General features: G+C 68.8%; 12 protein-coding genes. All 12 read left to right on the forward strand.

Translation table 11 applies throughout. The annotated features are described in order from the left end of the window. The first annotated feature begins 34 nt into the window (after positions 1-34). Complete coding sequence (locus tag ACFQ50_RS03330; protein WP_377994099.1) at positions 35-937, forward strand: SDR family oxidoreductase; 903 nt, start codon at positions 35-37, stop codon at positions 935-937. A 60-nt stretch (positions 938-997) separates the two neighbouring features. Then, positions 998-2,044 (forward strand): biotin--[acetyl-CoA-carboxylase] ligase, encoded by a 1,047-nt coding sequence (locus tag ACFQ50_RS03335; RefSeq protein ID WP_377994100.1) that lies wholly within the window; start codon positions 998-1,000, stop codon positions 2,042-2,044. Continuing rightward, positions 2,037-2,636: a PH domain-containing protein gene (locus ACFQ50_RS03340; RefSeq protein ID WP_377994101.1), complete on the forward strand. Its 600-nt coding sequence runs from the start codon at positions 2,037-2,039 to the stop codon at positions 2,634-2,636. The genes ACFQ50_RS03335 and ACFQ50_RS03340 overlap by 8 nt, the downstream gene beginning before the upstream one ends. Continuing rightward, on the forward strand, positions 2,626-3,831 hold the full coding sequence (locus ACFQ50_RS03345) for an adenylate/guanylate cyclase domain-containing protein (protein ID WP_377994102.1): 1,206 nt from the start codon (positions 2,626-2,628) through the stop codon (positions 3,829-3,831). Before ACFQ50_RS03340 ends, ACFQ50_RS03345 begins: the two co-directional genes overlap by 11 nt. A gap of 256 nt (positions 3,832-4,087) precedes the next feature. After that, positions 4,088-10,177, forward strand: a complete 6,090-nt coding sequence (locus tag ACFQ50_RS03350; RefSeq protein WP_377994103.1) for an Ig-like domain-containing protein — start codon at positions 4,088-4,090, stop codon at positions 10,175-10,177. A 64-nt stretch (positions 10,178-10,241) separates the two neighbouring features. Further along, on the forward strand, positions 10,242-11,213 hold the full coding sequence (locus tag ACFQ50_RS03355) for an AAA family ATPase (RefSeq protein ID WP_377994104.1): 972 nt from the start codon (positions 10,242-10,244) through the stop codon (positions 11,211-11,213). A gap of 90 nt (positions 11,214-11,303) precedes the next feature. After that, positions 11,304-12,584 carry a DUF58 domain-containing protein gene (locus ACFQ50_RS03360; protein WP_377994105.1) on the forward strand — a complete coding sequence of 427 codons (1,281 nt, stop codon included), beginning with the start codon at positions 11,304-11,306 and terminating at the stop codon, positions 12,582-12,584. Further along, the gene (locus ACFQ50_RS03365; protein ID WP_377994106.1) at positions 12,581-15,040 is read left to right on the forward strand and encodes a transglutaminase domain-containing protein; all 2,460 of its coding nucleotides are present in this window, start codon (positions 12,581-12,583) and stop codon (positions 15,038-15,040) included. Before ACFQ50_RS03360 ends, ACFQ50_RS03365 begins: the two co-directional genes overlap by 4 nt. A gap of 47 nt (positions 15,041-15,087) precedes the next feature. Then, on the forward strand, positions 15,088-16,536 hold the full coding sequence (locus tag ACFQ50_RS03370; protein ID WP_377994207.1) for an RDD family protein: 1,449 nt from the start codon (positions 15,088-15,090) through the stop codon (positions 16,534-16,536). Then, positions 16,533-17,411: a PP2C family protein-serine/threonine phosphatase gene (locus ACFQ50_RS03375; RefSeq protein ID WP_377994107.1), complete on the forward strand. Its 879-nt coding sequence runs from the start codon at positions 16,533-16,535 to the stop codon at positions 17,409-17,411. Before ACFQ50_RS03370 ends, ACFQ50_RS03375 begins: the two co-directional genes overlap by 4 nt. Continuing rightward, on the forward strand, positions 17,398-19,341 hold the full coding sequence (locus ACFQ50_RS03380; protein WP_377994108.1) for a hypothetical protein: 1,944 nt from the start codon (positions 17,398-17,400) through the stop codon (positions 19,339-19,341). Before ACFQ50_RS03375 ends, ACFQ50_RS03380 begins: the two co-directional genes overlap by 14 nt. Beyond that, positions 19,338-20,951, forward strand: a complete 1,614-nt coding sequence (locus ACFQ50_RS03385; protein WP_377994109.1) for a serine/threonine-protein kinase — start codon at positions 19,338-19,340, stop codon at positions 20,949-20,951. The genes ACFQ50_RS03380 and ACFQ50_RS03385 overlap by 4 nt, the downstream gene beginning before the upstream one ends. Positions 20,952-21,026 lie beyond the last annotated feature (75 nt).

Genomic DNA, 21,026 nt, shown 5'->3' on the forward strand with positions numbered 1-21,026 from the left:
CTCGAGAGTAACAAGCCGCGGCTAGAGTGTCCCTATGACATCGAGCAGCGACGCTTACCCTGTTCCCGCCACACCCTACCGGGCCACCGGCAGCCTGCGGGGCCGGACCATACTGATGTCCGGCGGCAGCCGCGGCATCGGCCTGGCGATCGCCCGGCGGGCAGCGCACGACGGCGCCAACGTGGTGCTGCTCGCCAAAACGGGTGAGCCGCACGCAAAGCTCGAGGGCACGGTCTACAGCGCCGCCGAAGAACTCGAGGCCGCGGGCGGCAGTGCCCTGCCGCTGGTGGGGGACGTCCGGAGCGACGACGACGTCGCGCGCGCCGTGGATGCCGCCGTCGGCCGCTTTGGGGGAATCGACGTCGTCATCAACAACGCCTCGGCGATTGACCTCTCGCCGACGGACGCCGTGGACATGAAGCGCTACGACCTCATGCAGGACATCAACGTCCGCGGCACCTTCCTGCTGTCCAAGCTGGCACTGCCCGCGCTGCGGAAATCATCCGGCGGCCACATCCTCACGCTCTCGCCGCCCCTCAACCTTGACCCGAAGTGGGCGGGCCGGCACCTGGCGTACACCATGGCCAAGTACGGCATGAGCCTGACCACGCTGGGCCTGGCGGAGGAACTCAGGAACGACGCCATCTGCGTCAACTCGCTATGGCCGCGGACGCTGATCGATACGGCGGCCATCCGGAACATGGCCGGGGGCGAATCGATGGCCAGGGCTGCCCGCGGTCCCGAGATCATGGCCGACGCAGCCCACGCCGTCCTGACCGGGGCTGCGAACCCGGCGGGCGGCACCGGCCCCGGCTCCTGCAACACCGGCAACTTCTACACGGACGAGCAGGTCCTGGCCGCCGCCGGCGTCACGGATTTCCGTCCCTACAGCCTGGGGGCCGCCGAAGCGGACCTCGTCCCTGACATCTTCCTGTGAGCTGCCTCTGACCGCCCGCTTTCCCGGCCGGTCGGCCCGCCGAGTCGCTAGGATTCAACTATGGATGCCGCACGCCCTGACGATAGCCGTGGACAGCAGGAAAACCTGACCGGAGCGAAGGGCCTGCCCGAGCGGCCGGCCCTGGACCGGGAAGCCCTGTCCGACGCCAACTTCCTCGCCGCCACCGGCATCGCGCAGCTGACGGTCGTGGAGACAACCGGATCCACCAATGCCGACCTCTTGCGGGCCGTGAACGAGGATCCCAAGGCCTGGCCCGACCTGGCAGTCCTGACGGCGGAGCACCAGACCGCCGCCCGCGGCCGCCTCGACCGGGCCTGGGAAGCGCCCGCCCGCAGTTCGGTCCTGGTCTCGCTGGTGCTGCGGCCCGTCAACGCTGACGGCCGCCCCCTGCCCACCCAGACCTACTCATGGCTGTCCCTCCTGGCCGCCATCGCGCTGCGCGATGCGCTGGATGAGACGGCAGGAATACCTGCGGAGCTGAAGTGGCCGAACGATGTCCTGGTGCGCGGCGGAAAAATCGCCGGCATCCTCGCCCAGCTCGGCCCCCTGGGTGGCGGCTCGGTGCCGCCCGTCATCCTCGGCACGGGGCTGAACGTCACCCTCACCGAGGACGAGCTGCCGGTGCCCACAGCCACGTCCGTCCAGCTGCAGGGCGCCGGAACAGTGGACCGCACCGCGCTGCTGAAGAGCTACCTCTCCCGTTTTTGCACGCTGTACCGCAGCTTCTGCAATGCCGACGGCGATGCCACCGCCGGCCTGGCCGGCGGCCCTTCGCTGCACAAGCGCGTCGAAACGGCGATGGTCACCCTCGGCCAGCAGGTCCGCGCACAGCTTCCCGGCGACCACGAGATCATCGGCCACGCGTCCCGGCTTGATGACTCGGGCTCGCTGCTGGTGGTGGATGCCTCTGCCCACGAGCACGTGGTGACCGCGGGCGACGTCATCCACCTGCGGCCGTGGTCCCCGCAGGATTCTGACCAGCACGGCTCTGCCAAACGCGGGGCTGGATGGCACAGGTCTGAGAAGCACGGTTCTGAGGCGCACAGCTCTGACAAGCAGGGGTCCGGCGAAAGCGGTTATGCGTAAAGAGCTCCTCCCGGGCGAGCAGGTCATTGTGGTGACCCGCCCGCAGCCCAGGGTGCTGTTCCTCCCGGCGGTGGTTTTCATTGTGGTGCCCGCCCTTGCTGCATTTGCCTGCGCGTGGATCATCCGCGGCGGCCTGTCCGCGCTGGCACCGGCCATCACCGGGGAATGGACGTTCTGGGCGGTTACCGGCTGCGTGCTTGCCGGCCTGTGGATCCTCTTGGGCTACTGCCTGCCGCGGCTGCTGCGGTGGCAGTCCACCCGGTACTTCCTGACCAGCCAGCGGATCCTGGCACGCCACGGCATGCTCCGCCGCAGGGACCGGCAGGTTTTCCTGGCCTCAGTGCGTAATGTCACAATCAGCCAGTCGATGCTCCAGCGGATGTTGCGTTCGGGGAATATATCCTTGGATGCCGGGCACCATTTCGGCACCGTGCTGAAGGATGTGCCGGAAGTTGCCACCTTCCACAGGTTTTTGCTGGATGCCCTTGATGAGCTTCCGGACGACGAACCCTTTGGATTTGGTCTGGCGCCGGATGAGCCCGACGCCCGGTTTCCGCGGGATGTGAGAGAAGGTGGAAGAGATGAACGATGAGGATCAGCGCGGCGGCCAGGAGACTGGCACACAGGAGGCCGGCACGCACGGGACCGGCACGCACGGGACTGGCACAGACCATTCCGGCACGCAGGAGACCGGCCACCGGGAGGTGACGGACGCCGTCGTCCAAAATCCTGCCACCGGCACCCTGTCCGCGGAACGAATCGCGGCAAAAACCCTCGAATCACGGCTTCTGGGCGGCGAACGCAAGCTGCGCCGCCGCGAGGTGGCGGGCGGTGTGGGCCTGTCGCTGCTTTCGGCGCGCAAACTGTGGCGTGCACTGGGCTTCCCCAACTGGGGTGACGACGACGTCGCCTTCACGGAGCGTGACCAGGCTGCCCTGTCCACGGCTGTGGGCATGGTCCGGGCCGGAATGCTCACGGAGGAGGCCGCCATCTCGGTGACCCGTGCAATCGGGCAGATGACGGACCGCATGGTGGTGTGGCAGATCGAGGCCCTGGTGGAGGACATGGTCCACGAACAGGGGCTCACGGACGCCCAGGCCCGTAAGCGCCTCGTCCATGAGCTGCCCGCGCTGGTGGACCCCCTCGAGGCGATGCTGGTCTACTCCTGGCGGCGCCAGCTCAACGCCGGCGTGCAGCGGCTGGCCGTCCGGGCTGAAGCCGGCCTGCAGGCCAGCGAGGAAGGCCGCGAGGGCGACGAGGACGACGCGCCGCTTCCCCTGGCGCGCGCCGTGGGCTTCGCCGACCTGGTGTCCTACACGAGCCTTTCCCGCCGGATGAACGAGAAAACCCTCGCCAAGCTGGTGCAGCGGTTCGAGAACAAATGCGCCGAGATCATCTCGGTGGGCGGTGGCCGCCTCGTGAAGACGGTGGGCGACGAAGTTCTCTACATCGCCGAGACGCCGGCAGCGGGCGCCGAAATCTCACTCGCCCTGGCCGAGGCCTTCACCCGGGACGAGATCCTGCCCGAGGCACGCGTTGCCATGGTCTGGGGGCGGATCCTCTCCCGCCTGGGCGACATCTACGGGCCCACCGTCAACCTCGCCGCGCGCCTCACCACGCTGGCCGATCCGGGTACCGTGCTGGTGGACTCGATGACGGCGGCGGCGCTGGACCAGGACGAGCGGTTCGTGCTCATTCCCCAGGACGTGGAGAACGTCCGGGGATTCGGGGAGATCCAGCCGGTCACCCTGGCCCGGGGACGGGGCAAGGGCCTGGTCCTGGACTAGGCTCTCCTGAACCCGTACCCACAGCGTGGGCAGTCCTCCCCATCGCCCGGGCGGGACTGCGCGGGTAGGCTGGCGGGGTGCCGGACGGCCACAGTGCTGTTCTTGGACAAGCCGCCAGCGCCCATGTAATAGTCGAGACTCAGAATTGTTCCGGCGTCTCTATGGGGGAGTGGCGGAATGTCACCGGCCCGTGATGAACATCAGGGGCCAGTAAGCCGCGCTCAGGCGGCTGTGATTTCGGGGGAATAATAACGCTGTGTCAACTTTGTTCGGCAAGCTGGGGCTGAGGAACCGCCGCAACAAGATCGTCACCGGAACCGTCTTTTCCGCTGCCGCTGCAGCGCTGGTGGCCGGTGCCGTGATCTACCCGGGGTTCAAGACAACCGAGGTTGACCTTAACGACGGCGGCGTCTGGGTGGTCAGCAAGGCCCGCAACGCCGTCGGCCGGCTCAACTACCCCTCGCGGGTCCTTGACGGTGCCGTGACCCCGGCCAGCACCACGTTTGATGTCCTGCAGAACGCCGGCAAGGTGTTCGTTGACGACGAATCCGGCTCCACGCTGAACCAGGTGTCCGCCGCCAACATGAGGCTCGGCGGCGACAAGAAGCTTCCCGGCACGGCGCAGGTGAGTTTCGGCGCCGACGTCATCTCGGTCACCGACCCCGCCGACGGCAAGACATGGGCGATGTCCCCGTCAACCGTGAACGCCTTCGACGAGGAGTCCAGCGAGCCCGCGGTAAAGGGCTCCCAGGGCCTCGTGTCCGCCGTCGGCCCGGATGACCGCATCTATTCCGCGGACCCGAAGACGGGGCAGGTGACGGTGACCACCGTGGACGCCGCAGGAACAACCACCGGCACCGAATCCAGCACATGGGACGGACTGAAGGGCGCAGGGGACCTCCAGCTCTCCGTCGTGGGGGACCAGCCCGTGGTCCTGGACGCAGCCGCCGGAAAACTGTTCCTGCCCGGCGGGCGCGAAGTGCCCCTGGCCGACGCGCGGGAGGCGAAGCTGCAGCAGTCGGGTCCGGCGTCGGACTCCGTGGCCGTGGCCACCGGCAAGGCGCTCCTCAAGCAGCCGCTGAACGGCTCCGCCGCCAAGACCGTCACCTTCGGCGGCCAGGGCGCGCCGGCAGCGCCCGTGCAGCTGGGCGGCTGCGTCCACGCGGCATGGTCGGGTGCGAACAAGTACGTCCGGGACTGCGCGAACGACGCCGACAACAAGAACGTGGCCGTGCCCAAGGCCAGCGCATCGCCCAGCTACGTGTTCCGGGTCAACCGGGACGTCGTGGTCCTCAACGACGTGAACTCGGGAAACGTGTGGCTGGTCAACCAGAACATGCAGCTGGTCAACAACTGGGACGACGTTGTCCCGCCCAAGAACCAGGCTGACGACCCCAATGAGGAGTCCGCCGACGACAACACCATCAACGTCCTGCCGGACCGCACCAAACCGAACCGTCCCCCCGAAACGAAGCCCGACGTCGTCGGCGTCCGGCCGGGGCGCACCACGGTCCTGAGCGTCCTCGACAACGATTCCGACCCCGACGGCGACGTGCTGACCGCCTCGCTGGGTGCGGAAGGTCCCCAGGCCGGCAGCATCGAAAGTATCTACGGCGGGTCCGCTTTCCAGGTCACGGTGCCGGCCGACGCCGCGCCGGGGACCGAGACCTTCGACTACACCGCGGCGGACGGCCGCGGCCTGTCCGCCGGCGGCAAGGTGAGCCTGAGCGTCGTCGGACCGGACGAGAACCGGCCCCCGGCCTTCAAGCGCGGCGACCCCACCACGCTGCTGGTGGAACAGGGCAAGACCGTCAGCCAGAACATCCTCACCGACTGGGCCGATCCCGACGGCGACGACCTCGTCCTGATGTCAGCGACCGCCGACAACGACCAGGACCAGGTCAAGGTCCGCCGCGACGGCCTGCTCACCTACCAGGACTCAGGCGCCTCGGCCGGCAAGAAAAGCGTCACCGTGACCGTCTGGGACGGCCGCGCCACCACCACGGGCAAGGTGGTGGTCAACGTCCAGCCGCCGGGAGCGCTCGCTCCCGTGGTCAACGCCGACCACGTCACGGCCGTGGTGGGCCAGGACCTGGTCATCGCACCCTTGAAGAACGACGTCGATCCCAACGGCGGCGCTTTGCGCCTCGCCCAGGTGGAAGCCAGCGGAGCCGCAGAACTGGGCCCGGTCACCGACGGCGGCACCTTCACCTTCCGCAGCCGCACCCCGGGGCCGGTGTACCTGACGTACCTTGCCAGCAACGGACCGCAAAGCAGCCAGGGCCTCATCCGCGTGGATGTGGAATCCGGCAAGGACACCGGAAATCCCGTCGCCGTCCACGACGTGGCGCTTCTGCCGGTGGGCGGCAGCGTCCTGCTGGACCCGCTGGCCAACGACTCCGACCCGTCCGGGGGCGTCCTGGTCCTGCAGTCGGTCGCGGTACCGGAGAACGCCACGGCGTCGGTGAGCGTGATCGACCACAGCGTGCTGCGGATCACCGACATCGCCGGCACCAAAGACCCCTTCCTGTTCCGGTACACGATGTCCAATGGCAAGTCGTCCGCCACCGGAAGCGTCTCGGTGGTGCCTGTTCCCGCCCCGGCCGTGGTGGAGGCGCCGCAGCCCAGGCCCGACGAAGTCAACGTCCGCGTCAACGACGTCGTGACCATCCCGGTCCTGGACAACGACACCCACCCGCAGGGCGAAAAGCTGACCGTTGACCCGGTCCTGCCGCAGGCAGTCCCGGCGGAGGACGGCAAGAGCTTCGTCTCGGAAAACACCCTCAGGTTTATCGCCGGCAGCCAGCCGAAAACCGTGCGCGCCATCTACAACGCGGTGGACCCGCAGGGCCAGAAGAGTGCCGCCGCTGTGACCATCCACATCCTGCCGCTGGAAGGCGCCGAGAACTCCCGGCCGCAGCCGAGGAACCTGACGGCCCGGGTGGTGGCCGCCGGCACAGTTCGCATCCCGGTGCCGCTGGACGGCATAGACCCCGACGGCGACTCCGTCCAGCTGACCGGCATCGACAGCACGCCGGGCATGGGCACCGCGACGGCGGGCAGCAACTTCATCGACTTCGTCGCGGCCGGAAACGGCGCCGGAACCGACACGTTCCGCTACAAGGTGGTGGACCGCCAGGGCGCCGTGAACACCGGCACCGTCACTGTGGGGATCGCACCCCGCAGCGACACCAACCAGAAGCCCACTCCCGTGGACGACCAGGTAAAAGTCCGGCCCGGGCGGCAGATCGCCGTCGACGCAGCAGGCAACGACACCGACCCGGACGGGGACCTGATCCGGATCCTCGCCGACGGCATCGAAGCCGATGCCGCACTGAAGGCCACGGTCAGCAAGCAAAGCGGACGCATCCTGCTGCAGGCACCGGCCACCGAGGGCACCGTTAACATCCGCTACACGGTGGCCGACGAACGCGGAGCCTCCGCGCAGGCAGCCATCAGGATGGTGGTGGACAGCAACGTCCCGCTGCAGGCACCGATCGCCCGGGATGACCGGGTGACCTCCGCGCAGACGCTCGGCAAGACCGCCGTCGACGTCCCCGTCCTCAAGAATGACGAGGACCCTGACGGCGTGGGCGAGAACCTCAAAATCAGCAGCAGCGCCGGGACCGCGCGGCCGGGGCCGGACGGCACCATGATCGTGGAACTGACCGAGCAGCCCCAGCTGGTGCCCTACACGGTTGAGGACGTCGACGGCCAAAAGTCGACGGCGATCATTTGGGTGCCCGGCCTGGGCCAGCAGGTTCCCACCCTCGCCAAGGACCAGGTCCTCGAAGTGGTCGCGGGCCAGTCCGTGACAGCCGACCTCGCCGAGTGGGTCAAGGTGCGGGACGGCCGTTCGCCCCGGCTGACCCAGGCCGACCGGATCAAACTCATCGGTGCGGATGGCAGCAACCCGGTGGCCGGCAACGGCACCGCCCTCAGGTACACGGCGGACAGGGACTACGTGGGCCCCGGGTCCATCACCTTCGAGGTGACGGACGGCTCGGGCCCTGACGACGCCGCCGGACTCAAGTCCACGCTGAGCATCCGCACCAAGGTGCTTCCCGACCCCAACCGGAACAACCCGCCCGTGCTGCTCGGCGGCTCGGTGGATGTTCCGCTGGGTGACTCCGCCTCGGCAGACCTCGCGAAGCTGACCACAGACCCGGATGGTGACGACGCCGCGAACATGAAGTACGGGATCGCCGGCGCGGTACCCCAGGGCTTCAACGTGGCCATCGACGGCGCTTCGCTCAAGGTCTCGGCGAAGGACGGCATGAGGACCGGCGACGGTGGCGCCGTGCAGGTGAAGGCGAAGGACCCGCGCGGCCTTGAATCCACTGCCACGTTCCGGCTCGCCGTGACGGCAACCAACCGCCCGCTGCCGGTAGCCAACGACGACATCGAGGAAAACGCCGCGGCCGGCAAGCCCGTGACCGTCAAGGTGCTGGCGAACGACGCCAACCCGTTCCAGGACGCGCCGCTGAAGATCATCGGCGTCGCCACGGAAACCGGGCAGGGCACCGCCGCCATCAGCGGGGACTCGGTCACCGTCACACCCGCGGCCGGATTCTCCGGAACCCTCATCGTGTCCTACACGGTGGGCGACAAGACCGATGACGCCTCCAGGTACGCCACGGCCCGGATCCGGCTCACGGTCAAGGACAAGCCACTGGCCCCCACCACGCCGCAGGCGCAGAGCGTCGGCGACCGGACAGCGCTGCTGAACTGGACGGCGCCGGCGGACCGGGGTTCACCCATCACCAAGTACACGGTGTACGGCGAAGGCGGCTACAAGCAGGACTGCCCGGCCAACTCGTGCACCCTGAACAACCTGGTGAACAACACGCGGTACCACTTCCAGGTGACGGCAACGAATGACTTTGGTGAATCCGACCGGTCACCGGCTTCGGCCGAGGTCCGGCCCGACGTCAAGCCGGACACCCCGCTGGCGCCCTCGCTGAAGTTCGGCGACAAACAGCTCTCTGTTGCCTGGAAGGCACCCGCCAGCAAGGGTTCCCCGGTCAAGTCCTACGACCTTGAAATCTCGCCCGGACCCGCCGGCCAGAACCCGCAGATCCAGAACCTGACCTCCACCAGTTACGTCTGGAAGGGACTCACCAACGGCGTGGCCTACAAGGTGCGCGTCCTGGCCCGCAACGACGCGAAGGACCCGTCCGAGTGGAGCCCGTACTCCGCTGCCGAGGTTCCCGCCGGGGTTCCGGTGACGCCGGCTGCCCCCAGCGCCGCCGGTGCCAGTTCCGTGGGCAGCCAGTCCCAGGTGAACGTGAGCTGGACGGCGCCGGACAACAACGGCGATGCGGTCTCCGCCTACACGCTGACCACCCTGCGGGGCGGAGCGGTGGTGAAGAGCCAGAAGGTGGCCTCCGGAACGTCGCTGAATGTCACGGTGGACAACTCCGAGGCCGATTATGCCTTCACCGTTTCCGCCACGAACAAGGCCGGCACGTCCGGCACCAGCGCCCAGTCGGCGCCGGTCAGGGCCGCCGGCAAACCGGGCACCGTGAATGGCGGCACCGTGCGCGCAAACGGGAAGAGCGGACAGCTGGATGTGACCTTCACCCCGCTCACGGCGGCACAACGGAACGGCTCGCAGGCGTCGGAGATCAGCTACAGGTGGTCCACCGCGTACGGGTCCGGGCCCATCAACGCCGGCGGCGGAACTATCACCGGCCAGCCCAACGGCCGGGACGTGACGGTCAACATCATCGCCGCCTCCACCAAGAACAACGTGTCCGGCGATGGCAAGGCCATCGGCTCGGGAAACCCGTACGCGCCGCCGAACGCGCCCAACGTCAATGGTGGCAAGTCCGCCGTGGGCGACCCCCAGGTCCACTGGACCTGGAACTCCACCGGCACAAACGGCCGTCCGTTGAACCACTACGAGGTCAGTCTCGACGGCGGCGCCTGGACCAACGTTGGCAAGGTCACCAGGTTCGACGCTTCCGGCGGCGGCTGGAACAACACTCGGACGCTGCGGGTCAGGGCCGTCACCGTTGTCGCGGGAGACTTCGGGCGGGCATCAGCCACCTCCGGTGCGGACCCGACGCCGCCGCTGACAGAGGTCAGGGTCAAGCGCAGTGACAACAACAGCTGCCCCGGCAAGCCCGGTGTCCCGGACCGGTACAACGCCGCGACCCGCAGCTGCGGCGGCAGCGATGCCAACTGGGTCTCCTGGTCGGACGGGTGGATAGCCACCCCCTGCTGGTCCGACATCTACAACAACGGAAGCCGCTGGTACAAGATGAACGGCGGCCCGCACTCCGGCTGGTACGTCAAGGGCGTCACGGTGGACATCCGCGGCCCGGGCGTCGGCCAGTGCTGAACCATCCGACACACCCTACGCTGACAACGAACATGCCCGGAATGAAACAGAAGAGGAACAAGCCATGACGATGACAACCGAGCAGGCCGCCTGGTTTGAAGGGACGTTCGAGAAGCTCGTCGCCAACGTGGGCCAGGCTGTCCTGGGCAAGGCCCACGTCATCCGCCTGACTTTCACGGCGATGCTCGCCGAAGGCCATGTCCTCTTCGAAGACGCTCCGGGCACCGGCAAGACCTCCCTGGCCCGGGCCCTCGCGGCCACCGTCCAGGGGTCCAACAGCCGCATCCAGTTCACGCCTGACCTGCTGCCCTCCGACGTCACGGGCGTGACGATCTACGACCAGAAGACCCAGCGGTTCGAATTCCACAAGGGACCGATCTTCAGCAACATCGTCCTCGCCGACGAAATCAACCGGGCCTCGCCCAAGACGCAGTCGGCGCTGCTGGAAGTCATGGAGGAGTCCCGCGTCACCGTGGACGGCACCAGCTACGAAGCCGGCCGCCCGTTCATGGTGCTGGCCACCCAGAACCCGATCGAGCAGGCCGGCACCTACCGGCTGCCCGAGGCCCAGCTGGACCGCTTCCTGATCAAGACCTCCATCGGCTACCCGGACCACGCCTCCACCGTCCAGCTCCTGGGCGGGACCAACCTCAAGGACCGGTCCCGGGACCTGCAACCCGTCATCACCACACAGGCCGTGGCTGACATGGCGGACCTCGCTGCCACGACGCACGTCGACACCGCGGTGCTTGAGTACATTTCCCGGCTCTGCGAGGAAACCCGCAACGCGCCCGAAACCCGCCTGGGTGTGTCGGTGCGTGGTGCCCTCGCCATGGTCCGGGCGGCAAAGGTCTGGGCCGCGAGCCAGGGGCGCAACTTCGTCCTGCCTGACGACATCAAGGACCTCGCCGCCGTCGTCTGGACCCACCGCTTTGTCATGGACCCCGAAGCCGAGTTCTCCGGGGCAACGGCCGAAGCCGTTCTGGGACGCGTCCTGGCCGATGTCGCGGCGCCGCAGCAGCGCGCCACCGTCTAGGTGCGGCTGTCTAAAGTGCGGCAACTTAAGGTGCGGCTACCCAGGGTGCAGCCGTCCAGAGTGCGGTTGCCCAAAGTACGGCTGCCGAGGGTGCAATGGTCCAAGGTCCGGTTGGGAAGCCGTCAATCCACGGTGTGGTCGGATGCCGGCAGCACCGCGCGCCTGGCGCTCGGCCCGGCCTGGCGGATAGCCGACGGCGTGTGGGGGCGCCGTGTGCGCCCCGTACTGTCCGTGGTCAGCGTTCTGGGCTGGTCCGTGTTGGCCGCAGCGATTCTCCTGTGGGCGGCCGGAAACGCCTACGGCTGGCAGGAAGCCAAGGCGGCAGCCACTGCGGCGCTGGTGCTCTTCGTCATTGCCGTCGGCTTCATCCTGGGCCGGTCCTCCTATGGGGTCGTGCTCGACCTCGCCCGCACCAGGGTGGCGGTGGGGGACAGCGCTGTCGGAAGCATCGCCGTGTCCAACACGTCGGCCCGGCCGCTCCTGCCCGCTGACCTTGAACTGCCCGTGGGGGCAGCCACCGCCATCTTCCATCTCCCGCGGATGAAGCCGCAGCAGGTGCATGAGGACCTTTTCACCATCCCGACGGCGCGGCGTGCCGTTATCGTCGTCGGTCCCGTCCGCTCGGTCCGGGCCGATCCGCTGCACCTGCTCCGCCGGCAGGTGCTCTGGACGGAACCCGAGGACCTCTACGTGCACCCCCGGACGGTGGCGCTGGCCGGTTCCGCCGCCGGGTTCATCCGCGACCTGGAGGGCATGCCCACCACGGAGCTGTCCAGCGCGGACGTTTCCTTCCACGCGCTGCGCGACTACGTCGCGGGTGATGACCGGCGGCATATCCACTGGAAAACCACCGCCCGGACCAACAAGCTCATGGTCCGCCAGTTCGAGGAAACCCGCCGCGCCCACCTGGCCATTTCGCTGTCTATCAACACGGACGAATACGCGTCGGAAGACGAATTCGAGCTGGCCATCTCGGCAGCGGCATCCATCGGCCGGCAGGCCATCCGCGAACAGCGCGAACTGGACGTCCTGACCCAGTCCGGTCCGCTGCGGTGCGAGACGGGCCGCAACATGCTGGACGACATGACCCGGATCGTCGGCACGCCGCTGCGGAAGACCGCCGTCGACCTCGCCCGCACACTTGCCGACACGGTGCCCAACGCCTCGGTGGTTTTCTTCGTCGTCGGCAGCCAAGTGACACCCGCCCAGCTGCGCTCGGCCGCCGCCTCGGTGCCACCCGGCGTGCGGAGCCTCGCCGTGCTCGTCGACCTTGGCGCTGCCCCTGCCCGCGCCAACATCGGGGACCTCACCGTGCTCACGGTCGGGGACCTTTCCGACCTTCCCTCCGTCCTGCGAAAGGCCGCAGCATGAGCGAGGCCACCGGTCTCCGCCCCCGCCGTCCAGACAGCCGCCGCCGTCCGGACCGGAAAGACCGTTCGGACACCCCTCGCCGTCCAGCCCGGCCTGCTGCCGGGTCCGCCTTCGCCGACGGCCGGCCGCTGTGGCATTATGTGCTCGACGGCGGTGCCCTCACCGTTCTGCTCGGGCTGGGTGTCCTGGGGTTCGGCCTCAGCTTCGGCGGCGACCCCCATTACCTGGTTGCCGGCTTTGGCGGGATCATCCTGGGCCTGGCCATCGCTGCCGGCAACGCCCATTTCCGGCTGGGGCTGCTGATCACCACGGCCCTGGCCTTCGGCGGTTACCTGGTATTTGGGACGGCCCTGGCCGTGCCCGACGCCGCGGTGGCCGGGTTGCTGCCCGGCCTGGAATCGCTGCGGACGCTGCTGCTGGGCGTCGTTTTCTCGTGGAAGGACATGCTGACCGTCGGAGTTCCGGTTGGCACCGCGGGTGGCGTGCTGATCGTCCCCTTCCTGAGCTCACTCATCACGGCGATTGCCGCAGGAGTCCTGACCTGGCGGGTCCGGAGCCCTTACTGGCCGCTGCTGCCGGTCCTTGTACTGTTCGTCACGGGCATCGCCTTCAGCACCAATACCGGGTTCCTGACGATGGAAAGGGGTATCGCGCTGACGGTGGCGGGCATCGCCTGGGCCACCTTCCGGCGGGACGCCCTGCGCCGGCGGGACACCCACAAGGTTTCGGTTAACCGTCCCCAGCACGACGCCGGCACGGCCGGGAAGGCGCGCATGCGCCGCCTGGCGGCCGGAGCCGCCGTCCTGGCGGCGACGGTGGGAATCACCGCGGCGGTAGCGCCGCTCATCGACGCCGGTGACGAGCGGCGCGTCCTCCGCAACGTCGTCGTACCGCCCTTTGACCCCAAGGCATACGTCACGCCGCTGGCGAGCTTCCGCAACTTCGTCAAGGACAAGAAGGACGAGGCCCTGTTCACCGTTAAGGGGCTGCCCAAGGACGGGCGTGTCCGGCTCGGGGCACTCGATTCCTTCAACGGCACCAACTACACGATGGATCCTAACGGCTCCGGCAGCTTCAGCAAGGTGGGCGATGCGAAATCGATCAACACGCTCGCCGACTCCACGGACGCGGTACCGACGGACGACTACAGCCTGGACATCACCATTGATGGCTACCAGGGCTACTTCGTCCCGGGCGGCCGGCGGACCACCGGACTCAGCTTCGGCCCGGGGTCATCCGCCGCTGCCTCGGGGCTGTACTTCAACTCCGGTACCGACACTGCGGTGACTACCCAGGGCCTGGCCCGGGGCGATTCCTACACCGTCCAGGTTTCGGACCCGGTGAAGCTCGAGCACGGGCAGCTGACGCAATACGGCTTCGCCCGCGTCAGCCTGCCGGACACCACCGACGTGCCGCCGGTAGTGGGCGCCCAGGCCAATGACCTGGCCGCGGACGCCCCGACCGCCGTGGACCGGGTACGGCAGATCGAGGCCCACTTCCAGAAGAAGGGCGCCTTCAGCAACGGGCTCATCGCCGACGGGCAGCTCCCCAGTGTCTCCGGCCACGGCGCGGCGCGCATCCGCGACCTGCTGACCGCCAAGCAGATGCTGGGCGACGATGAGCAGTATGCCGTGGCGATGTCCCTGATGCTCCGCCATCTCGGCATCCCCTCGCGCGTGGTCATGGGTTTCTACCCGGACCCGAAGAGCCCGGAGAACGGTGCCGGCGAAATCAAGATCCTGGGCAAGGACGTCCACGCCTGGGTGGAGGTGGCGTTCGACCGGGTGGGCTGGGTGGCCTTCGACCCCACGCCGCCCAAGGACAACATTCCCATCCCGCCCGACCCGGAAAACAAGTCCAAGCCGAAGCCCCAGGTCCTGCAGCCGCCGCCACCGCCGCAGGAACCTGCCGATCTGCCGCCGGATTCCTCTCCCGACGCGCTCGACGCCGACGAGAAGAAGAACAACCCCTGGCTGCTTTGGGGCCCCATTCTCACGGCCATCGGTATCGCGATGGTTCCGGTCGGCATCCTCGCCCTGCCGCTGCTGCTCATCGCCCTGCTCAAGTCCCGGCGCCGGAAGGCCCGTTTCGCCGGCGGCGACCCTGCCCAGCGCGTCGGCGGCGGCTGGAACGAGGTCCTCAGCCTGGCCACGGACATGGGTGCCGCCGTGGACACCCGAGCAACCAGGCGGGAAACGGCGGCCGTGGTCGCTGAAGCCTTCCCCGCCACCGGCGCCACCACAACTCTGCTGGCGCACCGGGCTGATGCCTCCATCTTCGGGGCGGGCCAGCCCAGCGAGGATGAGGTGCGGGAGTACTGGGACGTCGTGGACGGCTCGCTCAAGGAGATGACCGGAACGGTCGGCTTCTGGCGGCGCCAGCAGGCGCGGTTCTCGCCGCGGTCGCTGCTGGCCGAGGCCCGGGCCGCCCTGGCCGCACGGGGGTTCCGGCGGTGAAGGGTTCGTCCGTGACCGGAGACGGGCCTGTAGCCGGCGGCGGGCCTGTGGCTGGCGAGGGACCAGCAGCTGGCGAGGGAACAGGGCCGTGCCTGCGCTGCGGGCAGCCGGTCCGCGCCGGAGCGAGCTTCTGCGGTGCGTGCGGAACCCCGCTGCCCAACAGGGGAGCCATGGTCAGCTGGGGAGCCCCGCTCGATCGGGAAGTTCCGCCCGGCAGCGCAGTTCCGCCTAGCCGGGGAAATCCGCCTGGCCGCGGAGTTCCGCCCGGCCGCGGCGGGAGGCAAGCCGCTCCGATTCCCGGTAGCATCCCGGTAGGGCTGGGGGAAGGATCGGACATGTCAGGCACTCTTGCGCTGCTTCCGGCGGCGCCGGGCAAGCGTCTCGGCGCAGCCGTCCTCGACTGGCTTGCACCGGTGGCCATCCTGACGGTTCTGCTGTCCTTCGGGTTCGCCGGCATCACCAGCACGCGCAGCGCCGGGCTCATCATCTACGACACAAGCCTGCTGGCACTCCTCGGGGGCATCGGAGCCGGACTTACCCTTGTGTACGCGTTCGCCGTCGCAAGCGTCGAGGGCCGCACAGGGAACACCATCGGCAACCAGCTCATGGGCATCCGCAGCGCTGACAAGGATGGCTACGCGCCGGGCACCGGTGCTGTGTTCCTGCGGGGCATCGTGACCGGCGCCGGCATGGTGCTGGCCGTCCTTGCCGCAGTCCTGGTGGCGGTCTTCAAGTGGTTCGACGCCGCCCTGCTGATCCTCGGACCGTTGCTGCTCCTCGGAACGGCGTGGGCCGTCGTCGTTGTGGTATCCAGCGCGTGGGACGCAAACGGCAGGCTCCGCGGGTGGCACGACCGTGCGGCCAAAACCCTCGTGTTCGATGTCGCCAATGGCCGCAACCCGGTCGCCACCGGCGGCATCGAAGGACCGTACAGCTTCGCGCCCCTGGACCTGCCACCGGTGCAGCAGGTGGCCTCGCCGGTTGCCTCCCGAACCCCGGTGGTCCAGGCCCCGGTTGCGGCCCAAGCCCAGGTTGAGCCGGTTCCGCCTGCAGCCGCGGGCCCGTCTGCCGCCCCGGACGCTGCTCACCCGGACGCGGCTGTTCACCCGGACGATGCCATGGACCGCACCCAGGTGCGTGCCGGGGTCCGCCAGGACACCCCTGAGGCGGTGTTGAGGATAACGCTCGACGATGGCCGCGACTTCCGCCTGGAGCGGACAGTCCTCATCGGGCGCAACCCCGCCCCTGCCGCCGGGGAATCGCAGGCGCAGCTGCTGCCGGTCCCGGACCCGGGAAGGACCATTTCCAAGACGCACCTCCACCTGCTCACGGACGGTACCGGCGTCTGGGTCACCGACCGCCACTCGACCAACGGCAGCGCCGTCACCACACCCGACGGCATGCGCACGGCGCTGCAGCCGGGTGTGCCCGCATTTGTCAGCCCCGGAACCACAGTTCATTTCGGGGACCGCACCTTCAACGTAGGACACGCATGAATTCACAGCAGGCGGCCGGAACTCCAGAGGCTGGCGACGAGCCCGGCCTCAAGCTGAGCTACGGCTACGGAACGGACCGGGGCCTTCGCCGCGAGCTCAATGAAGACTCGTACATCGCCGCGGACCCCGTATTCGCTGTCGCGGACGGCATGGGCGGCCATGAAGCCGGCGAGGTGGCCAGTGGCATGTGCGTGCGGGCGCTGGCACAGCTGCCGCAACTCGCCACCGGGGAGCGGACAGCCACCGCGGGGGTGGTGCAGCAGTACCTGGCCAGCGCCGATGCATCGATCCGCGACGCCACCGGCTCGCGTGCCGGCACCACGCTCAGCGGTGTGGTGGTGGTGGAGCAGATGGGAGTTCCCTACTGGCTCGTCATGAACATCGGGGATTCCCGGACGTACCGGCTGAGCCAGGGCCGCCTCGCCCAAGTCAGCGTTGACCACTCCGAGGTTCAGGAGCTCGTCGAGAGCGGCGAGATCACCGCAGAGGAGGCCGCGGTTCATCCGCGCCGGCACGTTGTGACGCGGGCGCTGGGCGCGGGCGACGAGACCGAGGCCGACTACTGGCTCCTGCCGATTGAGGAAGGCGACCGGGTGATGGTGTGCTCGGACGGCCTCAACGGGGAACTGACGGACGGCCAGATGCTTGAACTCCTGAGCACAGTCGAGGACCCGCAGGAGGCAGTGGATGCGCTGATCCAGGCTGCGTTGAGGCGCGGCGGCCGGGACAACATCACGGTGATCGTCGTCGATGCCAGGAACGTGCTCAACGATGCCGGTGTGTCGACGACGGCGCCCCGGACAGCCGCCGACGCGGAAGAGGAGGACACGCTGCCGCGTGCCGGAAGCGAGGACGCTGTCAATGGCCGCAGCTAGCTATGTCCCGGGCGGATGGCTAGGCCTCATCCGGTTCGGGACTGCGGTGATCCTGGACCCTGACACTCCGGCGCCGCTGGTCAGCACGGTGTGGGATTTGCTGGCGAAAGGCCCGGACGCAGCCGAAGTTCTCCATGCCGTGACGGGAGGGTTCGGCGCGCCGCTGTCCGCCAGTCCGTGGTTCGGGATCATCGGGTTCAGCGACTCGCTGCGGGTATTCCTGCGCGGGGACATCGATCTGACCGTCCAACTCCTGTCGGGTCCGGTAAACCTCGACGGCCGGAACGTCACTACCTGGACCGAGCGATGGCTGGACGCACCCGAGTGGTTCAGCGTGGCCGTGCCCGCAGCTGCGCCACCGCGGTCCGGGTCGTCGGAGCCGGGCTCCCTCGCCGACACGCGCGCCGCTGAAATGCCCGCCGCCGTGCCTGCCACTGGATTGCCCCTGATGGAAGGGGCAGTGCTCCTGCAGTCGCTGCGCGTCAGCGTCAGCGGACCCGGCGGTACCCCGTCAGACCGGCTGGAAACTGCCGCAACGTCTGCTGCCGCAGGGTCTGCTGCTGCAACGTCTGTGGAGGCATCGGCCGAGACCATGGTGGTGCCCGGTGAGGACCTTTCCTTGGCGGCCGGTTTGGAGCCGGGGCCGCCGGAGGAAGTGTCGGCGGAGACTGTTGCGGGGCTGCAGGAAACCGTCACAGGATTCACCGGGGCTGCTGCTGCCGGGACACAGCCCCAGGAAGCACTACCCGAGGAAGCGCTGCCGCTGGAATCACTGCCCCCGGAATCGCTGCCCCCGGAATCACTGCCCCCGAAATCACCGGGTCAGGATGACTTGCCACCGGAAGACAGCCCCGCCACCGAACTCACCGGCTCGTACGACCACCTTTGGGACAGGACCGTCGTGCGCAGCATTGAGGATGCCGCCGTGCGGACCGGCCAGGAGGACGACGGCGGTGCTCCGGTGGCCGGGAAGATGGCAGTTTCGGATCCGGCGAGTGGGGTAACAGCTGCTCAGGAGTCTCCGGTCCAGGAGACTGCAGGCCAGGCGGCCGAATCCCGGGAGGCTGAATCCCGGGAGGCCGGCCAGCCAGTCGTTGCCCGTGAAGCACCAGCTCCGGCGGCCCCGTCCGCCCCTGCACTGTCAGCCCCCGCACTGTCAGGCCTGATCGACTCCGTGCCTTGGGCGACCGGCAGCGACCGTGCCCGGGCACCGGAGGTGCCGCCCGTGTTCCCAGCAGCGGAGGTGCCGCCGTCGTTCTCAGTGCCGGAGGTGCCGCCGTCGCTCCCGGCGCCCGACGCCCTGCCACCGTTCCCCGGTCCCCAGGTGCCGCCGTCGTTCATCCCCGTCCCCGGGCCCGGCGAGGCGGCGGAAGGGGACCATGACGGTCAGACCATCCTCAAGAGCGATCTCCCCACCCCCGGAGCCCAGCAGGCGGGACAGGAACCCGGCCGGGCCGCCGTGGCAGGCAACGGCCCCCGGGTGCTCGCCCGTGTGTGCCCCGCCTGCCACGCCAACCCTCCCACCAGCGGACAGTGCTTCACCTGCGGGGCGCAGCTGCCGGACGTCGCCATCCAAGTGCCGCGCCCCCGGCTGGGCCGGCTTCGGCTGTCCACGGGGGAGCTGATCGACCTCGATGAGTCGCTCGTGATAGGACGGCAGCCGGCCGTGTCCCGGGTCCAGGGCGGCACCATGCCGCGGCTGGTCCAGGTGGCCAGCCCCGGCGGCGACATTTCGCGGTCGCACGTGGAGGTCCGGCTGGAGGGCTGGCATGTGATGCTGTGCGACCTGAAAGCAACCAACGGCACCGTGCTGGTCCGCGAGGGGCAGCCGCCGCGGCGCCTGGCCCAGAATGAAATGGCCATTGTCCTGGACGGCGACATCGCAGAACTCGGCGATGACGTTTCCTTGCGCTTTGAGGAGATCCTGTGAGTTCCAGGCGGCCGGCGGCGCCTCCGCCCCGCATCCCCGGTTTCAACTACGTGAGTCTGCTCGGATCGGGCGGCTTCTCCGACGTCTACCTCTACGAGCAGGACCGGCCGCGCCGCAAGGTGGCCGTGAAAGTGCTGCTCTCCGGCCTTAAGACCGAAGGCGCCCGCCGCCGGTTTGAGTCCGAGGCGAACCTGATGGCCCAGCTGTCCTCGCACCCCTTCATCGTCACTATCTTTGAAGCCGAGGTGACCGGGGACGGGCATTCCTACCTCGCCATGGAGTACTGCTCCCGGCCCAGCCTGGACGTCCGGTACCGCCGCCAGCGCTTCAGCGTGGACGAGGTCCTTGCCGTCGGCATCCAGGTGGCCTCCGCCGTCGAAACGGCGCACCGGGCCGGCATCGCCCACCGGGACATCAAGCCCGCCAACATCCTGGTCACCGACTACAACCGCCCGGCGCTCACCGACTTCGGCATCTCCGGCACGCTGGCCGGCGACGTCGACGAGGACGCCGGGATGTCCATCCCATGGTCTCCGCCGGAACAGTTCAGGGACGGCACCGTCGACGGCGTACTGGTGGACGTGTGGGCCCTCGGCGCCACGCTGTACACACTGCTTGCCGGACGGTCGCCGTTCGTGCTGCCGGGCGCCGACAACTCCCAGCGCGAGCTCGTTTCACGCATCACCAGCATGCCCGCACCCCGGCTGGGCCGTGCCGACGTGCCGGAATCCCTTGAACTGGCCCTGGCAACCGCGATGGCGAAGTCGCCGGCCTCACGCTATTCGTCGGCCCACGCCTTCGCCCTGGCGCTGCAGCGGATCCAGGCTGAGCTCAACCTGTCCGTCACGCCGTTCGAGGTGCTCGAGGAACGCCTGCCGGAGGACGTGCACCTGGACGACGGCGTGGAGGAGACGCGCGTCCGCAACGTCGCCTCCATCGACCCGGACCGGACCGGAAGCGCCCCCACGTTCCCGGCCCGCACCAAGCCCCTGGACGGGGGAGGCGCAGTGCCGGTCTTTGCGCCTGCGCCGACGCCACAGCGGGCACCGGACGTCCCGCCGTCGGCCTTTCCGGCGGCCGCTGCCGCACCTGCGCCGCAGCCTGCAACGGACGACTGGGCCGACGCTACTGTCCTGCGCAGCAACCAGCCCGAGCCCGCGGACCAGGTTGGAGACCCGCCGGCAGAGCACGGAAAGCGCAACCTGTGGCTCGCCATCTCCGGCGGAACACTGCTGGTGCTGGCGGTCATCGTGGGCATTGTGGTGGCATCGGCCGCGCCGCAGCCCGAGGCCCGGCCCACCGAAACGGTCAGCAAGCCGCCAGCCGACGCCGTCGACGACGGGTCCGTGCCCGACGTCGCCAAGCTGGCCGGCAGCGCCGGCACGCAGGGAAAGGTCCGCTTCACCTGGACCAACCCGCAGCCGAAGTCCGGGGACACCTACAAGTGGCGGATCAAAACGGTCAAAGGCGGCGGAAGCTACCTGTCGACGTCGGCAACCCGGGTGGATGTCACGGCGAATCCGGCGGAGCCCACCTGCGTCCAGGTGATCATGGTCCGCAGCGACGGATCCGCCTCACCGGCGGGCGAGGATTCCATCGCGTGCCTCTAGCCCTGCACACAGCCACCGTGACCATCCGGCAGCCCAACTAGCCGCCCGGCATCAACAGACCCGACAACAAGACAG

This window comes from Arthrobacter sp. NPDC056493 (assembly GCF_042795115.1).
In the GTDB taxonomy this organism is placed as follows: Bacteria; Actinomycetota; Actinomycetes; order Actinomycetales; family Micrococcaceae; genus Arthrobacter.

Excerpts from the sequence above, each read along its gene's own strand:
- ACFQ50_RS03330 (WP_377994099.1), top strand. The coding sequence starts at position 35 with ATGACATCGAGCAGCGACGCTTACCCTGTTCCCGCCACACCCTACCGG.
- ACFQ50_RS03335 (WP_377994100.1), top strand. The coding sequence starts at position 998 with ATGGATGCCGCACGCCCTGACGATAGCCGTGGACAGCAGGAAAACCTG.
- ACFQ50_RS03340 (WP_377994101.1), top strand. The coding sequence starts at position 2,037 with ATGCGTAAAGAGCTCCTCCCGGGCGAGCAGGTCATTGTGGTGACCCGC.
- ACFQ50_RS03345 (WP_377994102.1), top strand. The coding sequence starts at position 2,626 with ATGAACGATGAGGATCAGCGCGGCGGCCAGGAGACTGGCACACAGGAG.
- ACFQ50_RS03355 (WP_377994104.1), top strand. The coding sequence starts at position 10,242 with ATGACGATGACAACCGAGCAGGCCGCCTGGTTTGAAGGGACGTTCGAG.
- ACFQ50_RS03365 (WP_377994106.1), top strand. The coding sequence starts at position 12,581 with ATGAGCGAGGCCACCGGTCTCCGCCCCCGCCGTCCAGACAGCCGCCGC.
- ACFQ50_RS03375 (WP_377994107.1), top strand. The coding sequence starts at position 16,533 with ATGAATTCACAGCAGGCGGCCGGAACTCCAGAGGCTGGCGACGAGCCC.
- ACFQ50_RS03380 (WP_377994108.1), top strand. The coding sequence starts at position 17,398 with ATGGCCGCAGCTAGCTATGTCCCGGGCGGATGGCTAGGCCTCATCCGG.